At 34.3% G+C, this 25,199-nt stretch carries 21 protein-coding genes; 8 read left to right on the forward strand and 13 right to left on the reverse strand.

Annotated features, from left to right (window positions below; all coding sequences use genetic code 11):
• Positions 1-28: 28 nt before the first annotated feature.
• The 4 genes from kdsB (at position 29) to K7G76_RS15225 (ending at position 3,179) form a co-directional block, all read left to right on the forward strand.
• Positions 29-760 carry a 3-deoxy-manno-octulosonate cytidylyltransferase gene (gene kdsB, locus K7G76_RS15210; RefSeq protein ID WP_255573050.1) on the forward strand — a complete coding sequence of 244 codons (732 nt, stop codon included), beginning with the start codon at positions 29-31 and terminating at the stop codon, positions 758-760.
• Positions 751-1,452, forward strand: a complete 702-nt coding sequence (locus tag K7G76_RS15215) for an HAD family hydrolase (RefSeq protein ID WP_223035070.1) — start codon at positions 751-753, stop codon at positions 1,450-1,452. Before kdsB ends, K7G76_RS15215 begins: the two co-directional genes overlap by 10 nt.
• Positions 1,453-1,546: 94 nt before the next feature.
• Complete coding sequence (locus K7G76_RS15220; protein ID WP_223035071.1) at positions 1,547-2,629, forward strand: iron-containing alcohol dehydrogenase family protein; 1,083 nt, start codon at positions 1,547-1,549, stop codon at positions 2,627-2,629.
• 1 nt (position 2,630) lies between these two features.
• Positions 2,631-3,179 carry a 1-acyl-sn-glycerol-3-phosphate acyltransferase gene (locus K7G76_RS15225; protein WP_223035072.1) on the forward strand — a complete coding sequence of 183 codons (549 nt, stop codon included), beginning with the start codon at positions 2,631-2,633 and terminating at the stop codon, positions 3,177-3,179.
• A 124-nt stretch (positions 3,180-3,303) separates the two neighbouring features.
• Here the strand turns inward: K7G76_RS15225 and K7G76_RS15230 are convergent, their stop codons facing one another.
• The 7 genes from K7G76_RS15230 to gcvT all read right to left on the reverse strand — a co-directional run bounded on the left by K7G76_RS15230 (position 3,304) and on the right by gcvT (position 11,109).
• Positions 3,304-4,788, reverse strand: coding sequence for a carboxypeptidase-like regulatory domain-containing protein (locus K7G76_RS15230; RefSeq protein ID WP_223035073.1), 1,485 nt, complete (start codon positions 4,786-4,788; stop codon positions 3,304-3,306).
• A 107-nt stretch (positions 4,789-4,895) separates the two neighbouring features.
• Positions 4,896-5,642, reverse strand: coding sequence for a YebC/PmpR family DNA-binding transcriptional regulator (locus tag K7G76_RS15235; protein ID WP_223035074.1), 747 nt, complete (start codon positions 5,640-5,642; stop codon positions 4,896-4,898).
• A 46-nt stretch (positions 5,643-5,688) separates the two neighbouring features.
• A complete protein-coding gene (locus K7G76_RS15240) occupies positions 5,689-6,726 on the reverse strand; it encodes a hypothetical protein (protein ID WP_223035075.1) in 1,038 nt (345 codons plus the stop codon).
• A gap of 1 nt (position 6,727) precedes the next feature.
• Positions 6,728-8,785, reverse strand: coding sequence for a S41 family peptidase (locus tag K7G76_RS15245; protein WP_223035076.1), 2,058 nt, complete (start codon positions 8,783-8,785; stop codon positions 6,728-6,730).
• Between the two features lie 47 nt (positions 8,786-8,832).
• Positions 8,833-9,123: a 4a-hydroxytetrahydrobiopterin dehydratase gene (locus K7G76_RS15250; RefSeq protein WP_223035077.1), complete on the reverse strand. Its 291-nt coding sequence runs from the start codon at positions 9,121-9,123 to the stop codon at positions 8,833-8,835.
• 51 nt (positions 9,124-9,174) lie between these two features.
• Positions 9,175-10,005, reverse strand: coding sequence for a sugar nucleotide-binding protein (locus tag K7G76_RS15255; RefSeq protein ID WP_223035078.1), 831 nt, complete (start codon positions 10,003-10,005; stop codon positions 9,175-9,177).
• 21 nt (positions 10,006-10,026) lie between these two features.
• Positions 10,027-11,109 carry a glycine cleavage system aminomethyltransferase GcvT gene (gcvT, locus tag K7G76_RS15260; RefSeq protein WP_223035079.1) on the reverse strand — a complete coding sequence of 361 codons (1,083 nt, stop codon included), beginning with the start codon at positions 11,107-11,109 and terminating at the stop codon, positions 10,027-10,029.
• Between the two features lie 187 nt (positions 11,110-11,296).
• On the opposite strand from gcvT, the gene K7G76_RS15265 reads away from it, so the two are divergent.
• Positions 11,297-12,934, forward strand: coding sequence for an aminopeptidase P N-terminal domain-containing protein (locus K7G76_RS15265; RefSeq protein WP_223035080.1), 1,638 nt, complete (start codon positions 11,297-11,299; stop codon positions 12,932-12,934).
• 67 nt (positions 12,935-13,001) lie between these two features.
• Here K7G76_RS15265 and K7G76_RS15270 read toward each other — a convergent pair whose 3' ends face one another.
• The 5 genes from K7G76_RS15270 to thrA are packed head-to-tail and all read right to left on the reverse strand — an operon-like array spanning position 13,002 to position 18,462.
• The gene (locus K7G76_RS15270; RefSeq protein ID WP_103052852.1) at positions 13,002-13,205 is read right to left on the reverse strand and encodes a YgaP family membrane protein; all 204 of its coding nucleotides are present in this window, start codon (positions 13,203-13,205) and stop codon (positions 13,002-13,004) included.
• A gap of 38 nt (positions 13,206-13,243) precedes the next feature.
• Positions 13,244-13,759, reverse strand: a complete 516-nt coding sequence (locus K7G76_RS15275; protein WP_223035081.1) for a GNAT family N-acetyltransferase — start codon at positions 13,757-13,759, stop codon at positions 13,244-13,246.
• A 33-nt stretch (positions 13,760-13,792) separates the two neighbouring features.
• Positions 13,793-15,088 carry a threonine synthase gene (gene thrC / locus K7G76_RS15280; protein WP_223035082.1) on the reverse strand — a complete coding sequence of 432 codons (1,296 nt, stop codon included), beginning with the start codon at positions 15,086-15,088 and terminating at the stop codon, positions 13,793-13,795.
• Positions 15,089-16,012, reverse strand: a complete 924-nt coding sequence (locus tag K7G76_RS15285) for a homoserine kinase (protein WP_223035083.1) — start codon at positions 16,010-16,012, stop codon at positions 15,089-15,091.
• A 2-nt stretch (positions 16,013-16,014) separates the two neighbouring features.
• On the reverse strand, positions 16,015-18,462 hold the full coding sequence (thrA, locus tag K7G76_RS15290) for a bifunctional aspartate kinase/homoserine dehydrogenase I (protein WP_223035084.1): 2,448 nt from the start codon (positions 18,460-18,462) through the stop codon (positions 16,015-16,017).
• Positions 18,463-18,749: 287 nt separating this feature from the next.
• Here thrA and K7G76_RS15295 point away from each other — a divergent pair, with 287 nt between their 5' ends.
• Positions 18,750-20,306, forward strand: a complete 1,557-nt coding sequence (locus tag K7G76_RS15295) for an NAD(P)H-hydrate dehydratase (RefSeq protein WP_223035085.1) — start codon at positions 18,750-18,752, stop codon at positions 20,304-20,306.
• Between the two features lie 57 nt (positions 20,307-20,363).
• On the opposite strand, the gene K7G76_RS15300 is transcribed toward K7G76_RS15295, so the two are convergent.
• Positions 20,364-21,416, reverse strand: a complete 1,053-nt coding sequence (locus K7G76_RS15300) for a TlpA family protein disulfide reductase (protein WP_223035086.1) — start codon at positions 21,414-21,416, stop codon at positions 20,364-20,366.
• Positions 21,417-21,535: 119 nt separating this feature from the next.
• Between K7G76_RS15300 and hutH the strand changes: the two genes are divergently transcribed.
• Positions 21,536-23,044 carry a histidine ammonia-lyase gene (hutH, locus tag K7G76_RS15305; protein WP_223035087.1) on the forward strand — a complete coding sequence of 503 codons (1,509 nt, stop codon included), beginning with the start codon at positions 21,536-21,538 and terminating at the stop codon, positions 23,042-23,044.
• Positions 23,045-23,308: 264 nt separating this feature from the next.
• On the forward strand, positions 23,309-25,199 hold a 1,891-nt coding region (locus K7G76_RS15310), incomplete at its 3' end, for a hypothetical protein (RefSeq protein ID WP_223035088.1).

The following is a 25,199-nucleotide window of genomic DNA, read 5'->3' on the forward strand; positions in this document are numbered from 1 at the left end:
TTTTGAAGTATAAATATAATAGCAAATTATGAAAATAATAGCCATGATACCTGCTCGATATGCAGCCTCGCGTTTTCCTGGGAAACTCATGCAGGATTTAGAAGGGAAACCGGTTATTTTACGTACCTATGAAGCAACTGTAAAAACAGCGTTGTTTGATGATGTTTTTGTGGTTACAGATAGTTCTATTATTTATGATGAAATAGTAAATAATGGAGGACAGGCTATTATGAGCAAGAAAGAGCATGAGTGTGGTAGTGATAGAATAGCAGAAGCTGTGGAGTTTATGAATGACGTTGATATAGTAGTAAACGTTCAAGGTGATGAACCTTTTACTGAAGTTGAGTCGCTCAAGAAGTTAATTGCTGTATTTAAGGATGATGATGATAAGGAAATAGATTTAGCCTCATTAATGGTGCATATTACTGACCAAGATGAGATAAATAACCCAAACACGGTTAAGGTAATTGTTGATAATAACAACTTTGCTTTATATTTTTCAAGAAGCCCAATTCCTTACCCTCGAGATAAGTCGGTAGTGGTAAAATATCATAAACACAAGGGAGTATATGCATTTAGAAGAGAGGCTTTATTAGATTTTTATCGTTTGCCAATGTTGTCTTTAGAAGCTTCAGAGAAAATAGAATGCATTAGATATTTGGAATACAGTAAGAAAATTAAAATGGTAGAAACCCATATTCAAGGTGTGGAAATTGATACACCTGAAGATTTGGAACGGGCAAAAAAATTGTGGAAATAGATTATAAACATATTAAAGTAATAGGTTTTGATGCCGATGATACCCTGTGGGTAAACGAAACCTATTTTCGTGATGCTGAAATAGCTTTTGCAAAGCTGTTGTCACCTTACGAAACCATGAATAAAATAGACCAGGAGCTTTTTAAAATGGAAATGAAAAACCTGTCGCTATATGGTTATGGTGTTAAGGGGTTTGTGTTATCCATGGTTGAAATGGCATTGGAATTATCCAATTATTCAGTATCGAACAAAACTATTGATGCTATTTTAAATATCGGTAAGGACATGATAAATAAACCAGTGGAATTGTTGGAAGGAGTAGAAGAGGTTTTAAAGAATTTGTCGAAAAACTATAGGCTTATTGTTGCCACTAAAGGTGATTTATTAGATCAAGAACGGAAATTAGAAAAGTCAGGATTGTTGGATTATTTTCATCATATAGAGGTGTTGAGTGACAAAAAAGAAGACAATTATTCAAAATTGTTAAATCACCTAGATATAAAGCCGTCAGAATTTTTAATGGTAGGTAATTCATTAAAGTCAGATATTTTACCACTCATTAATATTAAAGCGCATGCCATTCATATTCCGTTTCATACAACTTGGGCACATGAACAAGTGAGCGACGAAGAGAAAAATGGTAAAGCCTATAAAACTATAAATAGTTTGTTGGAATTAAATGAACTTTTGTAGTGTTTATGAAGAATTAAAGAATGTAGAAAACAAAGTTTGAATTAATAAAGGTATATCCAACTATGTTTTTATTTTTGTTAAAGAATACAATTACATGAGTTACAAAAATTACCCTATGGTCTCTCGAGTTATATTTGGAAGAGGCAGTTTTAATCAGTTAGGAGATATTATTGCTCCAAAGCGTCGTAATATTAAAGCGCCTTTTATATTTCTTGTAGATGATGTTTTTAAAGGTAATTCTTGGTTAACCTCAAGGATTCCATTGGCTTATCAAGATAAGTTAATATATGTTCCAACTGAAGAGGAACCAAAAACTTCGCAAGTAGATAAACTAACTGAAGAAATTATACTTTCATTTAACGAAAGACCTTCAGGAATTATAGGAGTTGGAGGTGGTACAACCATGGATTTGGCCAAAGCTGTATCCATTATGTTAACCAATGATGGTTCGGCTAAAGACTATCAAGGGTGGGATTTAGTGAAAAATCCAGCTATTTATCATGTTGGTATTCCTACAATTTCTGGTACAGGAGCAGAGGTTTCTAGAACTACTGTGTTGACAGGACCAGAAAGAAAGTTGGGAATTAACTCAGATTATACACCGTTTGACCAGGTTATTCTTGACCCAGAGTTAACTAAGGATGTCCCTAAAGAACAATGGTTTTTTACGGGTATGGATTGTTATATTCATTGCATTGAATCGTTAAACGGAACGTTTTTAAACGCTTTTAGTAAGAGTTATGGAGAGAAGGCTTTAGAACTTTGTTTAGAAATATTTCTTGAAAATAGTTTAACTGCTGAAGAAGCTCAAGATAAATTAATGATGGCTTCTTGGCATGGCGGCATGAGTATAGCGTATTCTCAAGTAGGAGTAGCTCATGCCATGAGTTATGGATTAGGGTACTTATTGGGAACCAAACATGGTATTGGAAACTGTATAGTTTTTGATCATTTAGAAGAATATTACCCAGAAGGTGTCAAGATTTTTAAGGATATGAAAGCTAAACATGATATTGAATTGCCGCAAGGCCTTTGTGCCGATTTAAGTGATGCAGAATTCGATATTATGATTGATGTCGCTTTAAGCTTGGAACCTTTGTGGGAAAATGCCATTGGTAAAAATTGGAAAAAGAAAGTTACAAGAGAGAAATTAAAATCACTTTACTCAAAAATGTAATATGAGACGGTTGGCCAAATTCATCTATTTTAAACTATTGGGTTGGAAGGTAGTTGGCAACACAAATATGTCTCAAGACACAATAAAAAAAGCTGTTTTAATAGCCGTGCCACACACCAGTTGGCATGATTTTTATATTGGACTTCTTTTACGCCAAGTAATTGGAGTTAAAGCAAATTTCATAGGAAAGAAAGAGCTGTTCGTTGGACCATTTGGCTGGTATTTAAAATCCATTGGTGGAGCTCCTGTTGATAGAAGTTCAAATGAAAATAAAGTTGATGCTATAGCAAAATTATTTCAAGAACGCGATGAGTTTCGTTTAGCACTTGCTCCTGAAGGTACACGGAAAAAAGTAGAAAAATGGCGTACAGGATTTTATTATATAGCTAAAGTAGCTAAAGTGCCTATAATTATGTTTACCCTTGATTTTGGAAAAAAACAAAATAAAATTTCAGAGCCATTTTATCCTACAAATGATATGGAAGCCGATTTTGCTTTTATGAAAAAATTCTACGAAGGCGTTAAAGGTAAAATTCCAGAGTATTCGTAACAATTTGGCATAAAATTTGTCAAATATAGTATAAGGATAAATGAAACATAAAGTAAACTTTTTTGTCCCTAAAAAGAAACATTTATCCAAAAGAAAAGCTACTTAACAAGTAGCTTTTTCGTTTTTATTCCTCAACTTTAAAGTTTTTCATATCTTCTAGAGGTTCCAATACATTGTAATCGGACCAAATTGAAGGGTCGTATTTTTTAATATTTTGAAATTCAATAGCTTTGGTTTGTACAGCATTTTGGTAATCCGAAGAAATAATATCATCAATCTCCATAGTTAGCATTTCAGAGCGCTCTTTAAAAACACCCTCAATTTTAAAATTAAACGCTACTTTATTATTGCTGTTATCATTATCAATAAACTTAATAGGTCTGTTAACATAAAAATACCGGTCAACCTGCTCACTAATGTAATAGGGGTAGTATAAGCCATTATCTCGTTTTTTGTATGATATGGATCCCGACTTGTTTTGCTCGACATATTTTATACCTAAAATAAGACGTAAATTCAGTTTCTCACCAACACGCCCTTCATAAAACTTATAATCTGCTCGTATTATGGCAAATGTTTCATTGGAAATATATAATGTTCCCACATATTTTGCCGAACCTCGTTTAGGCTTAAAATTTATGATGTAAACTATTTCATTATTTAAAAAAGTAAGGTCTTTTAGTTCATATTTATATTTTTTGCTTTCAGTTACGAAATCCAATTCAGGTTCGTCACCAGAGAAAATGCTATTTTTTATCATGCCAAATGTGGCGTTTTTTACATTGTTTGCTGAGTTTATGCTGTCACCCATTTTGTCACTTCTATTGTCTAACGATACAGAATCGGAAACTTTAAACCATCCAGACTTTACGGTGTACACTTTATCTCTATCTAAATGATTTAGTACAATGTCATTGCCCTTTTCGGCTAATTTCTCCAAAGATTGGTCGTTTCTTTCGTCTAAAAGCCTTACCGATTTTTCCACATCTAGTTTGGCTTTGTTAGCATTCAAAATATATAGTGTGGCAATGGCATCAGTATACTGCTTGGATTTATTGTTTATTAGTGATTGTTCTAAAGCATCAAAATCTTTGTTAAAGGCTTCAAGTTGTTTTTTCTTAAAGCTTGATGATTTTTCTATTTCAAAATCAGCAGTTTTTCCAACTATATAATCTGTACGCCTTCCAAAGAATTTAATTGCCTGTAAATCTACTTTATAGTTTTTGTTTAAGTTTTTGTTTACATAATACATTATAGAATCTACACCGAGTTTCCGGTCTGTTACATACACTTCAGAAAGTTCATTTAGATGTTCTTTAAGTATATAATCCTGCGATATGAATTCTTGCAGTTGCATTCCTAATTTTTCGTAACCCAGACATGAAATAGTTACAGAGTCTGTAGCTTTAAAATCTGCGGTAGAAATTGAAAAATTACCTTCATCATTAGAAATTACACCATAATTTTCACCAATTTGAATGGTAGCAAATGGAATGGGTTCAGATTTTTCAGAAAGTATTTTGCCAGAAATGCTTTGAGAAAAACTAGATAAGGTAAAGGTTAGTAAAAACAAAAGACTGTAAATTAGGTTAATGTTTCTAAATGTCATGACAAGTTTTGTTAATATAACGTTAGTAATCGTTAATTGTTTCCTATAAAAATAAAAATCCTAAACGAGATGTTTAGGATTTTTTGATTTATTTATCTGGGATTTTTTTAATCTGTAGTTTCTTCCATAGTGTGATACACGTTTTGAACATCATCATCCTCTTCTAGTTTTTCTAGTAATTTTTCAACATCAGCAGCTTGTTCGGCATTTAAAGATTTGGTGACTTGAGGAATACGTTCAAATCCAGAAGATAAAATGTCAATGTTATTTTCTTCTAAATACGATTGTATTTTTCCAAAACTTTCAAAAGGCGCATAGATCATAACGCTATTCACTTGGTTGCCATCAGCATCTTCATCGGTATCTTCAAAAATTTCTTCAACACCAAAATCTATGAGTTCTAACTCCAATTCTTCCAAATCAAGTTCCTCACCTTTAATTTTAAAATTACAGGTATGGTCAAACATAAAAACAACAGAACCTGAAGTACCTAGACTGCCATCGCACTTGTTAAAATAACTTCTAACATTGGCAACGGTTCTTGTATTGTTATCTGTTGCAGTTTCAACTAAAACGGCTATACCGTGCGGAGCATAACCCTCAAAAATTACTTCTTTATAATCGCCTTGGCTTTTATCGCTCGCACGTTTAATAGCACGTTCAATATTGTCCTTTGGCATGTTTACGGCTTTTGCATTTTGTATAACGGCACGTAATCGTGAATTGCTGTCAGGATCAGGGCCGCCTTCTTTAACAGCCATAACAATATCCTTACCAATTCTTGTAAAGGCCTTGCTCATAGCAGACCAACGTTTCATTTTTCGTGCTTTACGAAACTCAAAAGCTCTTCCCATATTCTGTTAATTTTTTAAAAATTCTAGTGACAAATTTAAAAAAAACCTAATCGTTAGGAATATGTCTCGCTAAAAATTTTTCATTAGCCATATTGAGACCATTTAATGCTTTTTGTCTATCACTATTTAAGCTTTGATTAGTGTTATTATAGGTTTTAACACCTTTATTTATTTCTTTTACTTTTTTATTGTAAGTATCTACTTGTTCTTTTGTCCTTTTACGTTCTGGCGTCTTTTCCAAAGTCGTTTTAATAGTTTCAAAGTCTTCATTAAGTATCAGGAAATCTACAAGTTTTGGAATTTGGTTATCAGCTTCGTCTATAAAAAAATTAAAGGCATATTCTGTGGCTTCAACTATAGAATTGTCGTTTTTATAGGTTTCAACCGTTTTTAAAATTTCTAATCCTTCTTTTGCACTTTGGCTTAAAGCATTGGCGCTTTGTTGTATGGCACTGACGTCTTGATTATTGAGGGCATCCATAAGGTATACCTCGTTAATGTAAACCTTAAAATAAATTAAGTACATTTTGTTGTAATGTTGGAATACTTCATTGGAAATGGCCATTTTTTTACCTAAATCGCTTTCACTTTCAATAATGTTTATGTTGTTTTTAGCAGCAAAAGCATAAAAGTTTGTTTCATATTCCATTTGGGATTCTTTCATTTTTTCATCAGCCATTTCTTGAGCTAGTATGTAAGCCTCCATCAAATCGTATGATTGTTCTGCAACCGACTTCATATCAATAATTTCTGCATACTCGTTTTTGAGTAGACTTTCATTTAAGCGCATGTGCTTAAGCACTTGGTTTTTATATTCGTCACCGTCATAACCATCGGCTTTTTGAATTTTTGCAATAGCTTGTTCTGTAGTTTTTATCAATGCTTTACGTTTACTATTAATATTTCTGTCATTTTTACTGTGTGCTAGGGCTTTGGTGTAACGCCACATTTTCTTTGTGATTTCTTCTTGCTCCTCGGCTACAAAATCTAAATATTCAGAAGCATTCGAAAAACTTTGAGAAAAAGAACTAAATGAAATGGTGAATAAACTTATAGCTAATAAAGTTTTGAAAGTGGTTTTCATGTTAATTATTGTTGGTTAGATTAATAATATCGATTAAAATTTGTTGAGCTTCATTGATGTAAATATCTTTTGAAAGTCTTGTTAAATGGTCTTGGTTTTGTTGTTTGTTCTCATCATTGTAACTAATAATTTCATTTGTAGAATTTGTATTGGTTATTATAAAAGCGCCTTCATCTAGTTTTAGCGAATTAAAGGCATTCCAAATGGTTTTAAATTCATTAAAATCATCATAAACATTATTGAGGGTTAATGGGTATTGCTTTTTCTTGTGGATTAACTTGTTTAAAATTGAAGTGTTCAAACTTTTTATTTTTAAAAAGCTGCTGTCTTGTTTTTGTCTTAAATAGCTTTTATTGGCAATATTTTTTAGCGGAATTTTTTTTAAAACTAATGGTTTTAATTGTGGATTTATGGTATCGTTAACTAACGAATAAGGCATGTTTTTTTCACCAGAATCAAAATTATCATAAACCGATGGTAGTTTAATATCAGGTTTTATGCCTTCTTGTTGATGACTTTTTCCAGTAGCGCGATAAAACTTTTCTACGGTCAATTTTACAAATCCATAACTCGAATCATCATTAAGAGGAAGTATTATCTGTGCAGTGGCTTTACCATAGCTATGAGAGCCAACTATGACAGCTCTGTTATAATCTTGCATTGCTCCGGCAAAAAATTCAGACGCAGAAGCACTATAGCCATTTATTAAAATTAACATAGGTTTGTTGAACATGCTTCCTCTTTGCGAGTCTTTAATTGTAAAGCGTTCACCATTATTATATTTAAGAATAGCCAAAGGACCTCTGTTTATAAACATTCCTGATAGATCAATAGCCTCTTTCATTGCACCACCAGAATTGAACCTTAAGTCTATTATTAAACCATTTATTGACTCTTTTTGAAGTTTGTACAGCTCTTTGGCGACATCATTAGCAACTCCTAAACCATTTGGAGATTCCAAATCTGTATAAAATCTTGGAATTTTAATGTAACCAATATTTTTTTCATCATTTTTAATAATATAACCTGTAATATTATTGGTCTCAACATCTGACTTAATTTTTGTAAGCTTAACTTTTTGAATAGTGCCGTTTTGCTTCTTTAATTCTAAACTTACAGTTTTATGTTTGGAATTATTTAAAAAAGCCATAACATCATTATTAGAAACACAATAGGTTTCTAAAATATCACTATTTGATTCTAGGGATTTAACAACATCATTAACTTCTAAAGTACCATGTTTAAAAGCAGAACTTCCAGGTTGTATGTAAGTAATAATAATTTCACCTTTCTTGTTCTTACCCGTAAAAAGCCCAAATGATAATTGACTGTTGGAAACAGAGGTTTCAAATTGTGTTTTTTCAGAAGCATTAAAAAATGTGGAGTTCGGATCTTGATAGTGCAAAAACGCATTTAAGAATATTTCCTTCACGTATCGATCTAGGCCGCCATTTTGATTTAAAAGTTCATCTAAAACACATATCTGCTGTTGAATAATTTTTGGCTTTAATTCTTGTTCCAAGGCATTAAAGTTAGCTTTTGCATCTAAAAGTATTGAATCTTTTTCAATAATATCTGTTATTATCTCATACCGAAGTCTCTTATTCCAATATCTTTTTTGGTGCGCTTCACTTTTAAAATATTTTACTTTTCTGTCTGCATCAAAATATAAAGTATCTTTCCCTGTATAATCCAATACTTGATTCTTGAGGTTCTCAAGTATTGATTTTGATTGAATGATTCGGTTTTCTAGCGTTAAAGTGTATTTGGTGATAAAATTACACTCCTTATTTTTTATATAGTCATCCAAGAGCAATGAGTCTTTACCAAAATTTTGTAAATCTTCTTGGGTAAGAAAAACCTGTCTATCATCTAATTTATTTATGAATAAATGATAGACTGCAGTTGAAAAATCATCATCAATAGGTTTTGGATTATAATGATGCTTGTTTACCATATCATTTACTGCTTCAATTTGCTTGCAGAAAAGGCTATTATTTTGCCCAAAAGCTTGAATGGTAATAAAAAAAAAGGCAAGGCTTCTAATGTTAAAAATCATCAGTGGTTGGTAATTAGAAGCGAAAAATAGTAAAAAAAAGGGAGTTATTATTCCTGTACTTCAACAATCATTTCAATAGCTTCAGCCAGTTTAAAATCTTTATCGGTTACTCCACCAGCATCGTGTGTTGATAATGAAATAGATAGAATGTTATAAACGTTAGTCCAATTTGGATGATGATTTTGGGCTTCGCATTCAAAAGCTATACGGCTCATGGCACTAAAGCAATCTTTAAAATTGTCAAATTCAAATTCGGTGTGTAGTGCATTATCGTAATATTCCCAGTCGGGAAAACGTAATATTTTTTTTTCTATCTCTTGTGGATCTAATTTTTTCATAATTTATTTTTTGGATACCCTAAAATAATGAAATACTTAAGCAAATAAAAACTACAGCTGTATTTCTTTAAGGACCTCTTTGCTTTGTAGTTGTAAATGTTTAGGTAACAAATGGTCTTTTGGTAAAACGGCTAAATATCTATCGTCATTTGTTGTGAAAACACGCTTAAATTTTGCTTTACCCAAGTGTAAGGCATGAGTGATCTCTTCAATAAACTCTTCGTGATGAACCAAATCTTGACTGCCTAAATGATATATGCCGTATTTACTTCGGTTGATGATATAATGTATTTGTTGGGTAACTTTGAAGTCTGAAGTAACATTCATGATTAAATTTGGGAATACTTCAATAGGCTCTTTTGCTTTAAGTAATGTTTTGATTTCTTCAACTCTAGGTGAGTGTTTACCCAATACCATTGGCAGTCTCAATATTGCGACTTGACGTTTTGGCAGTCGCATGAGCATATTCTCCAGTTTAATTTTAAAATATCCATAAACACTGTTGCTGTAGGTTTTATCGTTTTCATAGCTAGGATATTTGCTGTAGGCATCAAAAACATTTGCAGATGATAGAAAAAGCATTTTGGTTTTGTGCAATTTCATATATTCAACCATGTGTGAATGGGCAATAATTTGCGCATTAAAATCACCGCGTAAAGCTGAAATAATAATCGTTGGTTTAACGAGGTCTAATATTTCATAGGTATCGTCTTCTTCAACATTGTAATGAATAAACTGTTTGTTTTTTACAAACTCTTGTTTTGGAGTTCTGTAGGTTCCAAATGTTTTAAAGTAACCGCAAAGCTCTTTGTATATGGCATAGCCTATAAAGCCACTGGCTCCAAATATTAAAATACGATGCTTGTTACTTATCTCCTTCATTAAATCCTTACAAAAAACAAACTACCCTTTATAAAACGGTAATTTTATGACTGTTGCGGGAACAGCATTCTTACGTATTTGTATATGTATTTTGCTTCCAAAATCGCTAAAAACCGGAGCAACATACCCTAAACCAATACCTTTTTTTAGTGAAGGTGACATAGTTCCTGAAGTTACCTTGCCAATAAGCTTACCATTACTGTCAACAATATCATAACCGCTTCTTGGAATTCCTTTTCCATCTAATTCAAAAGCTACAAGTTTGCGTTTTAGAACGCGCTTTTTTTCTTCAGAAAGTTTATCAGAGCTTGTAAATACCTTTGTGAATTTTGTTATCCATCCCAAACCTGCTTCCAAAGGAGAGGTTGTGTCATCAATGTCATTACCGTATAGGCAGTAACCCATTTCCAAACGCAATGTGTCGCGTGCAGCTAAACCAATAGGTTTGATGCCAAAATCAGCTCCAGCTTCAAAAACCTTGTCCCATACTTGTTTAACCTCACTGTTTTTACAGTAAATTTCAAATCCACCACTTCCAGTATAGCCGGTAGCAGAAATAATAACATGTTCTATACCTGCAAAATCACCAACAACAAAATTATAGAACTTAATTTCAGATAAATCATGACTGGTTAAACTTTGCATAGCCTCAATAGCTTTAGGGCCTTGTATTGCTAATAAGGAGTAGTCGTCACTTAAATTACGCATCGTAGCTCCAACATCGTTTTTTGAGCTAATCCAGTTCCAATCTTTTTCAATATTACTGGCATTTACAACTAATAAATACTGATTTTCTTTAATCATGTAGACAATTAAATCGTCTACTATACCACCATTATCGTTGGGGAAGCAACTGTATTGTGCTTTTCCTGGCGAAAGTTTACTGGCATCGTTACTGGTTACTTTTTGCACTAAATCTAAAGCACTAGGTCCTTCAATTAAAAATTCACCCATATGGGACACATCAAAAACACCAACAGCATGTCGAACGGTTTCATGTTCTATATTAACGCCTTCATATTGAACAGGCATATTATATCCAGCAAACGGAACCATTTTGGCGCCTAGAGCAATGTGTGTATCGGTTAAAGTAGTATTTTTCATATCTCTATAAGGGTTATGTAGAAATCGATTAGTTAGACTTTTGTTGTGTCGCAAAAGTATTGAAAATTATCTGTTTTATTTCAGGATTTGGTTGATATTCTACAATTAAAACTTTGTTAATTTTTTTTGATTACACCTTGCTTTTCACAATTAAAAATTAATTTAGAGTTCTTAAAACCAATTCATAATGAGACTAAAATTATTTACCCTTTGTTTATTTCTTTTTCCAATGATTATCACGGCTCAAGATGGTGTTCCTGCCGATTATTTGAGTTCAGATTTCCATAAAGAACGGCGTGAATCATTACGTTCAAAAATGGCAGATAATAGCATTGCGGTATTTTTTGCCAATCCAGTGAGAAATCGTGCCAATGATGTTGATTATGTGTACCATCAAGATCCTAATTTTTATTATTTAACGGGTTATAAAGAGCCACATGCGGTTTTGGTAGTTTTTAAGGAAAACCAAACCGATGATAATGGTAATACGTTTAATGAAGTTTTATATGTACAAGAACGTAACCCTCAAGCTGAGCAGTGGACAGGAAGACGTTTAGGAATTGAAGGGGCTAAAAATGAATTAGGTTTTGATGTGGCTTATAATGGCGCGGAATTTGCTAATTCTGGGATTAATTTTAGTGGTTTTGATAGAGTAATGTTCAACAATTTTAATAATGATTATCGCGATTCTAAACGGAATAAAGCTGATTTATATAGTTTGATAGAAGCGTTTAAAGCCCAATCGAATTACCACAAACTGTTTGTTGAAGAAGATCCAATAAAAAACCATGTTTACGAAATGATTAAAGTAACCGAAGTTGAGAACAGTGCTAATGTTGCCCAGACTATTGGAAAGGCTTTGGAGCGTTTTCCTGAACTGAAAAACGATGAGGTTATTGCTAGTTATGTGAATGCAACTGATGATAAAACCCGTATTGAATTAAAGCAACAGGTTATTAAAATTGAATCGGAAGCACCTAAAAGTAATTTGGATACCAAATCATTATCAACCATTATGGCTAGTTTACGCCAAATTAAAACAGAAGAAGAAATGGTGTTGCTAACCAAGGCTGTTCGTATTTCAGCAATGGGACAGCGTGAAATAATGAAAGCCATGCACCCTGGCATGTCTGAATTGGAAATTCAAGGTATACACGAGTATGTATATAAAAAGTATGGTAGTGAGTATGAAGGTTATCCAAGTATTGTAGGAGCCGGAAATAACGGATGTGTGTTACATTACATAGAAAACTCCAAAATGAAAGTAGAAAACGATTTAGTGCTTATGGATTTAGGTGCTGAATATCACGGTTATTCGGCAGATGTAACAAGAACCATTCCTGCCAATGGGAAATTTACACCAGAGCAAAAAGCCGTTTATGATGTTGTTTATGAAGCTCAAGAAGCTGGCATTGCTGCAAGTGTTGTAGGTAATGCTTTTGGTTCTGTTGATATGGCTTCGCGCGAAGTAATTAATGCTGGGTTGGTGAAGTTAGGTATTGTAGAAAATGAGGCTCAAGCACGTCAATATTTTCCGCATGGGACTTCACATTATTTAGGATTGGATGTACACGACCCGGGTGATTATGGAAAATTACAGGCTAACATGGTTATTACCGTAGAACCTGGTATTTATATTCCTGATGGTAGTCCTTGCGATAAAAAATGGTGGGGAATTGCCGTACGTATAGAAGACGATATTTTAATTACCGATAATGGCCCAGTTAATTTATCTGGTGAAGCACCACGGCAATCTGATGAGATTGAAGCCTTGATGAAAGAAAAAAGTGCTTTGGATGATTTTGTATTGCCGAAGTTGGATTAAAAGAATAGTCCATAATTAAATCAAATTATGGACTATTTTTTTAGATTTTTTGAAGATTAATAGAAGTCTACTTCTTCGAACAAGTATTAATCCCAAGAGGTTTATACAACGGGCAAAAACTCATAAAGCTTGTTAGGGCAAAAACTATAGCCACAACTAGTAACACGATTCCTAATGTTCCTGAAATGTTTCCTGTAAAATACAGTACGGCAATGACTGCAGCAACCAAGAGTCTAATGGTTTTGTCTGCTGTTCCCATGTTTTTTTTCATAATAGAGGTTTTTATTAGTCAAGATACAAAAAAAGGTATTAATATGTCAACAGCATTTGATGATTGGGATTATAATGGGTGTCTGAAATTTTAAAATCGTAACTGCCCACAATTTTAAAACCGGCTTTGTTGTAAAAAGAAATGGCCTTTTGGTTTTCTACCCAGGTGTAAAGCCACATGCCAGACTGTTGGTGGTTTTTAGAAAAAGTCACACAATAATCAAAAAGTTCCAATCCTAATTTAAGATGATGATATTCTTGTAGGACATACAGCCGTTCTAGTTTAGTAGTGGTCTTATTGGGAATGTTTTTACCAGAAACATTTAATACCAATTTGGAATAGCCAATAGGTGTTTCGTTGTGATATAGAATGTGGTAATGGTTTTTGGTTTGCTTGAGCTCACGTTCAAATTCGGCAATAGCAAATTTGGTTTTCACATAATTGGTAATGTCCTTTTTGGAAGCACTGTGTCCGTGGGATTCCAAAAAAGTCTGCTTGCCTAATTCAGAGAGCATTTTGGCATCAATGCCAGTAGCGGTTAGTATGGTTGTCATAAGATAATAGCGTTTACTTAAGTTTCATTTATTTTAATTCATAAGCAGGAATTTCTTTAAGTCTCCATAAGTGGCGATTTTAATACTGTGTTTGTCTTTGCCCATTACATCTTGAATCTGTTTAGGTAAAGTAACTTGGGTGTTTACGGTTTCTTCAACTACATCCAAAAACTTGGTTGGATGCGCGGTTTCCAAAAACACACAATGACTTTGGGGATTGTTTTCTAAAAAGGCTTTACAGCCTAAATAGCCCACGGCTCCGTGAGGGTCGGCTATGTAATTATAATTAGTGTACAGTTCTTTCATGGCTACTCGTGTTTGAACATCCGAAAAACTGAAACCTGAAAGATTATCTTTTAATGTTTGAAAATTGTTGTTGTAAATCTCCAGAATTCGGACAAAATTGCTGGGATTACCAACATCCATAGCATTACTAATGGTTTGTACTGAAGGTTTGGGATTATAACTTTGAGAATTTAAATAATTGGTAACGACGTTGTTTTCATTGTTTGAGGCAATAAAATGCTTGATAGGTAAACCCAACTGTTGTGCCATCATACCTGCACAAATATTACCAAAATTACCACTTGGTACTGAAAAAACGATATCTTGGTGTTTATTATGAAATGCCTTATAAGCAAACATAAAATAGAACATTTGAGGCAACCATCTAGCAACGTTAATGGAGTTGGCAGAGGTCAATTGTTTGTGTTTGGTAATATCTGTATCTAAAAAGGCTTGCTTTACCATATCCTGACAATCGTCAAAAACACCATCTACTTCTAAAGCAGTAATGTTTTGTCCTAAAGTAGTTAACTGTTTTTCTTGGATATCGCTGACTTTTCCGCTAGGATATAGAATAACGACATTAACACCTTTAACACCTAAAAAACCATTGGCGACAGCACCACCAGTATCACCAGACGTGGCAACCAGAACGGTAACTTCGTTGGTATTGTCTTTGTTGAAATAGCCCAAACAACGCGCCATAAATCGAGCGCCCACATCTTTGAATGCCATTGTAGGACCATGAAACAACTCTAGTGTAGAAATTTGATTGTTGATATTGACTATTGGGAAATCAAAGGATAGCGTTTCGTGAATAATTTCTTTTAATACCGTTTCTGGAATGTCTGGCTCAACAAACTGTTTGATGGCTTCAAAAGCTATTTCAGTATGAGAAAGTGTATCAATATTTTCAAGAAACGATTTTGGTAAAGGTGTGATGCTTTCCGGGAAATACAAGCCTTTATCGGGAGCAATGCCTCTGATAACAGCTTCTTTAAATGTAGCTTTATTGGATTTATTGTTTAATGAGTAAAAGTTCATTCAAGTAATTGTTTTAACGCCATCAACGCTAATTTCAGATGTAAAAGTATAAAATTCAATGTCGGTATTCGAATATACTTTGCGCATGGATTCTTCAACGGTTTTGGCTGTTTCAATACCTTTGGACAAGGCAAATATCGTTGGTCCAGCTCCCGAAATGCCAGCTCCCAAAGCACCAGATTGTAGTGCGGTATTTTTAACTGAATCAAAATGGGGAATGAGTTTTTTTCTAACAGGCTCCACAATAACATCTTGTAAAGACCGACTGATAAGGTCGTAATCATTCGAGTAGAGTCCACTGATAAGCCCACCTACATTTGACCATTGGGTAATAGCACTTTTTAATGGAATGTCTTTAGGTAAAACATTTCGTGCATCTTCCGTTTTAATTTCTATCTGTGGATGTAATGCGGTTATAAATAAATCATCCGGAACAGGTAAACTGACGACTTCCAAAGGATCATAACTTCTTATCAACACAAAACCACCAAACAAGGCTGCTGAAACATTATCGGCAATTTGTGAGCCACACGCTGCTTCTTCACCCAGCATAGCGAATTGCACCAATTCGGTTTTTGAAAATGGTTTTCCCAATAATTCGTTGATAGCATAAGCGGTACCAGCAGCACTGGCTGCGCTGGAACCTAATCCGCTTCCAGGCTTAAAACCTTTATAGATTTCTATGTCTAAGCCTAACTGTAAATTCAGTTTTTGGAGCATGGCTTTTATGACGGTTCCAACTAAATTATCATCAATGTCGTAGGGGAGATTGGCGCCTTCAATTTTGGTAATGATTAATTGATTGTCTTGACGTTTTGTAAAAACCATTTTATCACCTTTTCCATTTAAAGCGAGTCCTAAAGCATCAAAACCACAGGAGACATTGGCAACAGTTGCAGGTGAAAAAATTATAATTTTATCCATAATTAGTTATTGCCAATTCTTATAATATCTGAAAACAAACCAGAAGCTGTCACATTGGCTCCAGCACCAGCCCCTTTAATGATCATAGGCTGTTCAGGGTAACGTTGGGTGTAAAACATCACTATGTTGTCCTTGCCTTCTAAATTATAAAAAGGATGACCTTCAGGGATTTCTTTTAGTCCAACTTGTGCTTGACCATTATTGAATTCAGCAACATATTTTAATTGACAATTTTTAGATTTAGCTGATGCGTACAATTCTTGAAAATGAGCTTCATCATTAATCAAAGTCTGATAAAAATCATCGACAGTATCGCTCTCTAAATTTGCTTTAGTTAAGAATGAATTGTTTTGAATATCCTCTAAATTCACGCCTGTGCCGCTTTCTCTTGCCAAAATAAGAATTTTTCGTGCTACATCAACACCGCTTAAATCAATTCTAGGGTCAGGTTCTGTGTAGCCTTCATACTGTGCTTGTTTCACCACATCATGAAATTTGGTTTGATCATTAAAGTTATTGAACACGAAGTTTAAACTTCCAGAAAGCACAGCTTGAATAGAGGTTACTCTATCGCCTGAAGCTATTAAATTATTCAAAGTGTCAATAATCGGTAATCCAGCACCAACATTCGTTTCAAAAAGAAATGGTGCATTGTATTTTCTAGATAAATATTTTAAATTTTGATAGTTCTCTAAATTACTGGAACAAGCAATTTTGTTACAGGCTACCACCGCAATGCTTTCCTTTAAATAAGCTTCATACATATTGGCGACGGCTTCATTGGCAGTTACATCAACAAAAATACTATTACGCAGGTTAAAAATCTTTACACGTTCTAAAAAGTCTTGTAACGTTGCTTGCTCGCCGTTTTCCAAATTTTCTTTCCAATTTTTAAGAGGTAAACCGGAATCATCAAATATCATTTTGCGTGAATTGGATAGACCAATCACCCGTAGATTTATTTTGAGCTGTTCTTTTAAGAATTTACGCTGATGCTTTATTTGCTCTACCAAACGTTCTCCAACATTACCAACACCCGTTATAAAGACATTGAGCTGTTTATTTTGGTCTTCAAAAAAGCGTTCATGGATAGTGTTTAGGGCTTTCTTAACGTCATTTTGGGAGATTACAGTTGATATGTTCTTTTCCGAAGCGCCTTGGGCAATAGCCCTAATATTGATGTTGTTTTTGCCTAATGCACTGAATAATTTACCACTAACACCTTGATGGTTTTTCATATTATCGCCTACAAGTGCAATAATGGCTAGATTATTCTCAACAAGAATAGGATCAATTTTATGTAAGGCTATTTCATTGTCAAATGCCAAGTTGATAGCTTTTTCGGCTTTCAGGATATCATCTTCAGAAATCCCGAAACAGATAGAGTGCTCGGAAGATGCTTGGGTAATTAATATGACATTCACCTTTTCTATGGCGAGTGTTTCAAACAGCCGCTTTGAAAAGCCTGGTATACCCACCATGCCATTACCTTGAAGGGTTAGTAGTGAAATATTATCAATATGACTGATTCCTCGTGCTACGGTTGTTTTACCATTAGTATACTCATTGGAGATTACCGTTCCAGACGCTTCTGGTTCCATGGTGTTTTTTATATGAATCGGAATATTATGGTCTAACACAGGCTGAACAGTTGGTGGATAAAGTACTTTAGCACCAAAATGGGAGAGTTCCATTGCTTCCTGATACGATAGATTCTTAATAGGGTAGGCCTGCTTGACCAATTTAGGATTGGCCGTATACATGCCGCTAACATCGGTCCAGATTTCCAGTCTGTTTACTTTTAATGCCGCTGCAATGATAGCTGCAGTAAAATCAGATCCGCCACGACCTAGAGTTGTTTGTTCGCCATTCTCCGATTGGGAAATGAACCCTGGTAGAATCGTGATGGATTGCTTGGAGTTTGCGAAGTAAGATTGGATGTTCGTATTTGTAATATCAAAATTAACTTCAGCTTTAGTAAAATTGGAATCGGTAATAATCAGTTCTTGACTATTTTTTCTGATTGCATTGATGCCACGTGCGTTCATAGCTCCAGTGATGATATACGACGATAGAAGCTCGCCAAACCCCGTCAATTTATCGGTTGTTTTTGGAGACAGTTCATTGATTAAATAAATGCCATCCAATAAGCTTTTTAGAGCTTCTAGCTTGGTTTCTAAATATTCTTTAATGGTAGTATTTTGATTAGAACCCAATTCAGACAATATGTTTAAATGAATGTTTTTAATATCCTTAAAAACAGACAGATAGCGTTCATTTTTGTTTTGAGCAAGTTCACCAGCTTCCAAAAGTTTGTTGGTAATACCTCCAATAGCAGAAACTATACAAACAAGCGGTTCTGTTTTAGCATAATTTTCTAAAATATTGATGACTTGGTTTATGTTTTTTGAGGAACCTACTGAAGTGCCGCCAAATTTTAATACATTCATAATTAATCGTTTGAAGATTAATAAATTTTATTTTTGTTGGATAGAGATTGTAAAAAGCTTACAAAATAAGTACGGGAGTAAAATAGAAACTAACCCCAAAGGGTAGTGGTAGTAACATTAGAAATACAAACAGGAAATCTGTTTGTGGTAATTTTATGTTCTATGTTTTTAGAAATAATCATATAACTGTCTGTACTATCAAAAGTATTATTTTTACAGTTATAAAAAAATAAATCAGTTTTTTTTGGACTGAATACCATAAACATCGATTAAAAACAAATTTATAAATGAAGATTTTTTCAAAAGAGCAAATATATGAAGGTGATAGGCTAACAGCTGAACGACAAAACATTACATCTACCGAACTCATGGAGCGTGCAGGAACACAAATATTTAATTGGATACACATGCGTATGCAAGGGGCACAGGTACCTATTCATGTGTTTTGTGGCATTGGTAATAATGGAGGTGATGGCTTGGTTGTGGCTCGACATTTAATAACCCATGGTTATAATGTTAAAACGTATATAGTAAATTATAGTGATAAACGTTCAAAAGACTTCTTAATCAACTACGAGCGTATAAAGGAAACCACTAAAGAGTGGCCTACTTTATTGGGAAGAGATGATGAAAGGCCTAGGGTAGACCCTCAAGATATAATAATAGATGCCGTGTTTGGAATAGGATTAAATAGACCAGCGGCAGATTGGGTTATTGATTTATTTCAGCATTTTAGACAATCTAAAGCATTTACGCTGTCAATTGATATCCCATCAGGGTTAAAAACGGACAAGGTTCCTGACGATGAGAACAATGTGGTTTGGGCAGGATATACTTTAAGTTTTCAATCTCCTAAATTAGTATTTTTTTTGCCAGACACAGCTAAATACACGGTTCAATGGGAAGTATTGGATATTGGAATAGACAGAGAGTACCTAATGTCAACAGCAACAGAGGTCGATTTAATAGGGAAGCATGAAGTATTGCCCATTTACCAGCCACGTGATAAGTTTTCTCATAAAGGTATGTTTGGGCATGCATTAATAATTGGAGGTAGTTATGGGAAAATAGGAGCTGTAAATTTGGCCAGTCGAGCAGCACTAACTTCAGGAGCAGGTTTGGTAACTGCTTATGTGCCAAAATGTGGTTATATTCCCTTGCAGACATCCTTTCCTGAAGCTATGGTTTTAACAGATGTAGCTGATGAATATATTTCTAATATAGATTTTAATATTATTGCCAATGTAATTGGAATTGGGGTAGGCCTAAGTGTACATGACGAAACTAAAATCGCATTTCAGAATTTTATTAAAGCCAATACAGTTCCTTTAGTTATAGATGCGGATGGTATTAACTTATTGTCTAGAGATAAAGAGTTATTGGAGTATTTGCCTAAGCATACGGTTTTAACACCTCATCCAAAAGAATTGGAAATGTTGATAGGAAAGTGGCATGATGATTTTGATAAATTAGAAAAAGTAAAAAAGCTTTCTAATGATCATGAACTTATTGTTGTTGTTAAAGGAGCTAACACAATTACTGTTTCTGGAGATAAATTGTACATAAACTCCAGTGGAAATCCAGGATTGGCAACAGCCGGAACAGGAGATGTGCTTACAGGAGTAATAACTGGATTAATTGCCCAAGGATATGACCCATTAGCAGCTTCGGTATTTGGTGTGTATTTACATGGAAAGGCTGCCGATATTGCAGTTGAAGATTTAGGTTATCAAAGCTTAATAGCTTCACATATTATTGAAGCCTTTGGAGAAGCTTATATTAGTTTATTTGAACAACCCGAACAGCCAGAAGTAGAAGGGAATGGTGATGAAAAATCTAAATAACTACAATTAAAAAAGCCACAATAACGTGGCTTTTTTAATTGATAACTTTTATTTGAATTATATATTTAATTCGGTAAATAATTCTTTAAGCTTGTCACTAGATGGTCTTGGTGCGTCTGGGTTAACTACATTACCATCTGGATCAATTAATATAAAGCGTGGGATACCACTAATTTTATAATCTTGAACAAATGAAGATTGCCATCCTTCAGGTGCGATAATTTGAATACCACCCAATTCTTTTTCTGCAATCATTTTTTTCCAACCTTCTTTTGCTAGACTTGCAGCTTCCTCTTTAGATTCTGCTTTATATCCGCGACCGTCATCTACAGAAAGGCTTACAAATTCAATGTTTTTGTCATGATATTCTTTTTCAATGGCTTTTAAATGTGGTATCTCTGCTTTACAAGGACCACACCAGGTTGCCCATACATCAACATACACGTATTTGCCTTTTAAATCAGCTAACGATGTTTTAGACCCATCTACATTTTCATAATCAGTAAATGCCGGTGATTCAGAGCCTTTTGGCAGTTCTTGCTTTAAGGCAATAGATTGACCAATATACCTTTTATAAGAACTAAGCATTGGTTCTAGAGTTTCAATAGAGCTATTGGTTATAGTTGAATCTATTTCCTTGTTGGATGTATAAAATTCACTTAATTCAGATTTTATACCATCTAGTGTTTTGTTTAAGGTTTCCATGTCTTCAATAGCACTTAATGCTTCAAAATCTAATAGTTGTTCTTCCTTTAAAGATTTTTGCGCTAAGAAATTACTTTGTTCAGAACCAATACCTTCATATTTAACTGTTTCGTCAAACATTTTAGTATCTAGGCTCATGTCAAGTTCATAACCGTTTTTTAGAAAGACATTGGTGCTTTCGGCACCATCAAAAATTGAGTAAATTCCTGTTTCCACCTTTAAGGTATCACTAAATGTTCCATTTGGGTTAACAGCAATTGTTTTACTATAGTTTCTACTTCTTACAATTAGGGAATCGCTATTCTGGTTTGTAATAGTTCCAGTAAGTGTTACATAATCTTTAGGAGCATCTTCTTGGCAGGCCACTATTGCAAATGCAGATAATGCTAATAGGCTTTTTTTCATGGGTTTTAATGTATTGATTTTTTCAAAAATATAATTTATAACTATAAATTCATTAATTATTAACAATTGTTTGCATAATTACCATTGAATATAGACTTTTGGAACAATTTTTATCAACCATGGAGAATATACATTATATATCTAGTAAGCCTTTAGACTTAAACACAATTTTTGATATTGTAGTAAACAATAAACAATTGGCACTTTCAGAAGAATCTGTTCTGAAAATCAAAGCTAGTAGAGCGTATTTGGATAACAAATTAGAAGCTGAACATAAACCTATTTATGGTATTAATACGGGTTTCGGTTCGTTATATAATGTAGAAATTTCAAAAGCTAACCTTACTAAATTACAAGAAAACCTGGTTATGTCCCATGCTTGTGGTACAGGCGATAGGCTTCCTAAAAGTATAGTACGGTTAATGCTGCTTTTAAAAGTTCAGTCTTTGAGTTATGGTCATAGTGCCGTACAATTGGAAACCGCCCAGCGGTTATTGGATTTTTATAACCAAGATGTTTTGCCTGTTGTGTACACACAGGGTTCATTAGGTGCTTCAGGCGATTTAGCGCCTTTGGCCCATATGGCTTTACCACTAATTGGAAAGGGAGAAGTGTATTTAGGCAATGAAATTTGTAATGCTGAAGAAGTCTTAAACAAGTTTTCATGGAAGCCTATTCAATTACAGTCTAAAGAAGGATTGGCATTGTTGAATGGGACACAATTTATGAGCGCTTATGGTATTCATCTTTTGTTAAAATCGTATAAGTTGTCTTATTTGTCCGATTTAATAGGAAGTGTTTCCCTTGAAGCTTTTGATGGTAGGATTGAACCTTTTAATGAGTTGGTTCATTTAGTGCGTCCACATAACGGCCAATTAAAAACGGCAGAGCGAATAAGAGAGTTTTTGGAAGGAAGTGAATTGATTTCTCAAGAGAAGAAGCATGTGCAAGACCCATATTCGTTTCGCTGTATCCCACAAGTTCACGGAGCAACAAAAGATACTTTAGATTTTGTAAGGAAAACGTTTATTACAGAGATTAATTCTGTAACCGATAACCCTAATATATTCAGTAAAGAAGATGAAATAATTTCTGGAGGTAATTTTCATGGTCAACCATTAGCATTGGCATTAGATTATCTTAAGATATCAATGGCAGAATTAGGAAACATTTCTGAAAGGCGAACATTTCAATTAGTTTCAGGTTTACGTGGGTTGCCAGCATTTTTAGTAGAAAATCCAGGTTTAAATTCTGGATTTATGATACCGCAATATACCGCAGCAAGTATAGTAAGTGCCAATAAGCAACTTGCAAGCCCTGCAAGTATTGATAGTATTGTGTCTAGTAATGGGCAAGAGGATCATGTGAGCATGGGTGCAAATGCTGCAACTCAAGCTTATACATTGGTCAATAATATTGAAAGAATACTGGCAATCGAGTTGTTTAATGCTTCTCAAGCATTAGAGTTTAGAAAGCCACTAAAGTCATCGGAATTTCTTCAATCTTTAGTTAATATTTTTAGAGATGAAGTTAATTTGGTTCATAATGACAGAGAACTTTATAAAGATATTGAAGCTTCAATATTTTTTCTTAAGAATTTAAATATTGAGCCAAATGAAATGTTTTAAGTGTAATTTACAGCTTATCTAATTTAATTGTAGATTATCTAATTTCCTTTGTAAACAGAGTCTTAATTATCTATATTCGTTTTGAATGAATGAAAAATTTGTTCAACTTTCGATTTTTAGCATTTGATTAATAGCAATTAAATGCCTCAATTTACTTCATAAAACTTCAAGTTTTTGATTGTTTTTTATAATCAAGGACTATTATTATTTAAGGCCTTCCTATGTTGTGTAACACATTATTAATCAAACTAAAATGTTATGTTAATGTACAAGGTTACCAGCAAACAATTGAGTTCTTGTTGTAGGAATTCAGTTAAAAATTCAATCCTTAATGGATTTAGTGAAACCATAAATGGTAAAGGTATTTTTAAATCCTTATTCTCATTTATGGTTATTTTATTTTTTGCATTTGGTTCTTTTCAAAGTTTTGGTCAAAGACTAACAATCAGCCAAAATAATATTGGAGATACTCAAAATGCTATTATTGAAACAGATGCCGAAAGTGGGAGTCTAGGATGTAATCCTGAAGTTGTTCCGCCTGAATTTTATTCAAAGGCAGATTGTTTAATTATTGTTTCTACAGAAGGACCCCAAAATGCAGGAGGTTTTGACTGTAGTTATAGTCAAACATGGACAGCCACCTTTTCTGATAAATGTGGACTTAAATATGAGCCAGTTAGTATAACATATACTTGGACACAAGACACATTGCCGCCCAAAGTTATATGTACAGCTTTACAGGGAGGCGATTTGGGTTGTAATCCAAAAGAAATACCAACAGGAGAAAGTTTAATTGATTTTGTTGATACCGATGATAACTGTTTCGGCTCATCAGAGGTGTTTGTTTATGATACTGTTTTAGATGATGAAGGTTGTGATAGAAGTGTAACATATACTTTTGCTGCAATTGATTCATGCGGTAATGAAACATATGATTTTGAAAGATGTAGTGTAACATACACTTGGACAGTAGATACGGAGGTGCCAGTAATTACATCAGACTCACAGAGCGGTGATTTAGGCTGTAACCCAGAGATCGTACCACCAATGTTCAAGGTGGACGATAATTGCATGGACGGAGACATGGATTTAGAAAGCGAGACTGAAGGTCCAGTAGCAGATGGCTGTAATTATACCCAAACATGGACAGCAAACTATACAGATGCCTGTGGCAATGTTGCTGAAGCCTTGAGTATAACATATACTTGGATAGAGTCAGAGGATATTATAGCCAATGTACCACAAGATTCAGGAGTGGGTTCATGCTTATCGCAAGATGAAGTAGATGCAGCGTTTGATGCATGGGTAGCCACAGGTACTATTACAGGTGGTTGTAATTTAGATATAGTAATCGATAATCCAGGCGCACCAGATGCATGTGGAGGAGAGACTGTAGTAACATGGACAGCAACAAGTTCATGTGCAGAACTAATATCAGGAAGTGCAACGTTCAGTGTAGAACCAGCACCAGCAATCGAAGCGAATGTACCAGGAGATTCAGGAGTAGGCTCATGCTTAACTCAAGATGAAGTGAATGCAGCGTTTGATGCATGGGTAGCCACAGGTACTATTACAGGTGGTTGTAATTTAGATATAGTAATCGATAATCCAGGTGCACCAGATGCATGTGGAGGAGAGACTGTAGTAACATGGACAGCAACAAGTTCATGTGCAGATACAATATCAGGAAGTGCAACGTTCAGTGTAGAACCAGCACCAGCAATCGAAGCGAATGTACCATCAGATTCAGGAGTAGGCTCATGCTTAACTCAAGATGAAGTGAATGCAGCGTTTGATGCATGGGTAGCCACAGGTACTATTACAGGTGGATGTAATTTAGATATTAAGATTGATAATCCAGGCGCACCAGATGCGTGTGGTGGTAGTACTACTGTAACTTGGTTTGCTGCAAGTGATTGTGCTGAACTAATATCAGGAAGTGCAACGTTCAGTGTAGAACCAGCACCAGCAATCGAAGCGAATGTACCAGGAGATTCAGGAGTAGGCTCATGCTTAACTCAAGATGAAGTGAATGCAGCGTTTGATGCATGGGTAGCCACAGGTACTATTACAGGTGGTTGTAATTTAGATATAGTAATCGATAATCCAGGAGCACCAGATGCATGTGGAGGCGAAACAGTAGTAACATGGACAG

The sequence above is a fragment of the Hanstruepera marina genome, assembly GCF_019880635.1.
Classification (GTDB): domain Bacteria; phylum Bacteroidota; class Bacteroidia; order Flavobacteriales; family Flavobacteriaceae; genus Hanstruepera; species Hanstruepera marina.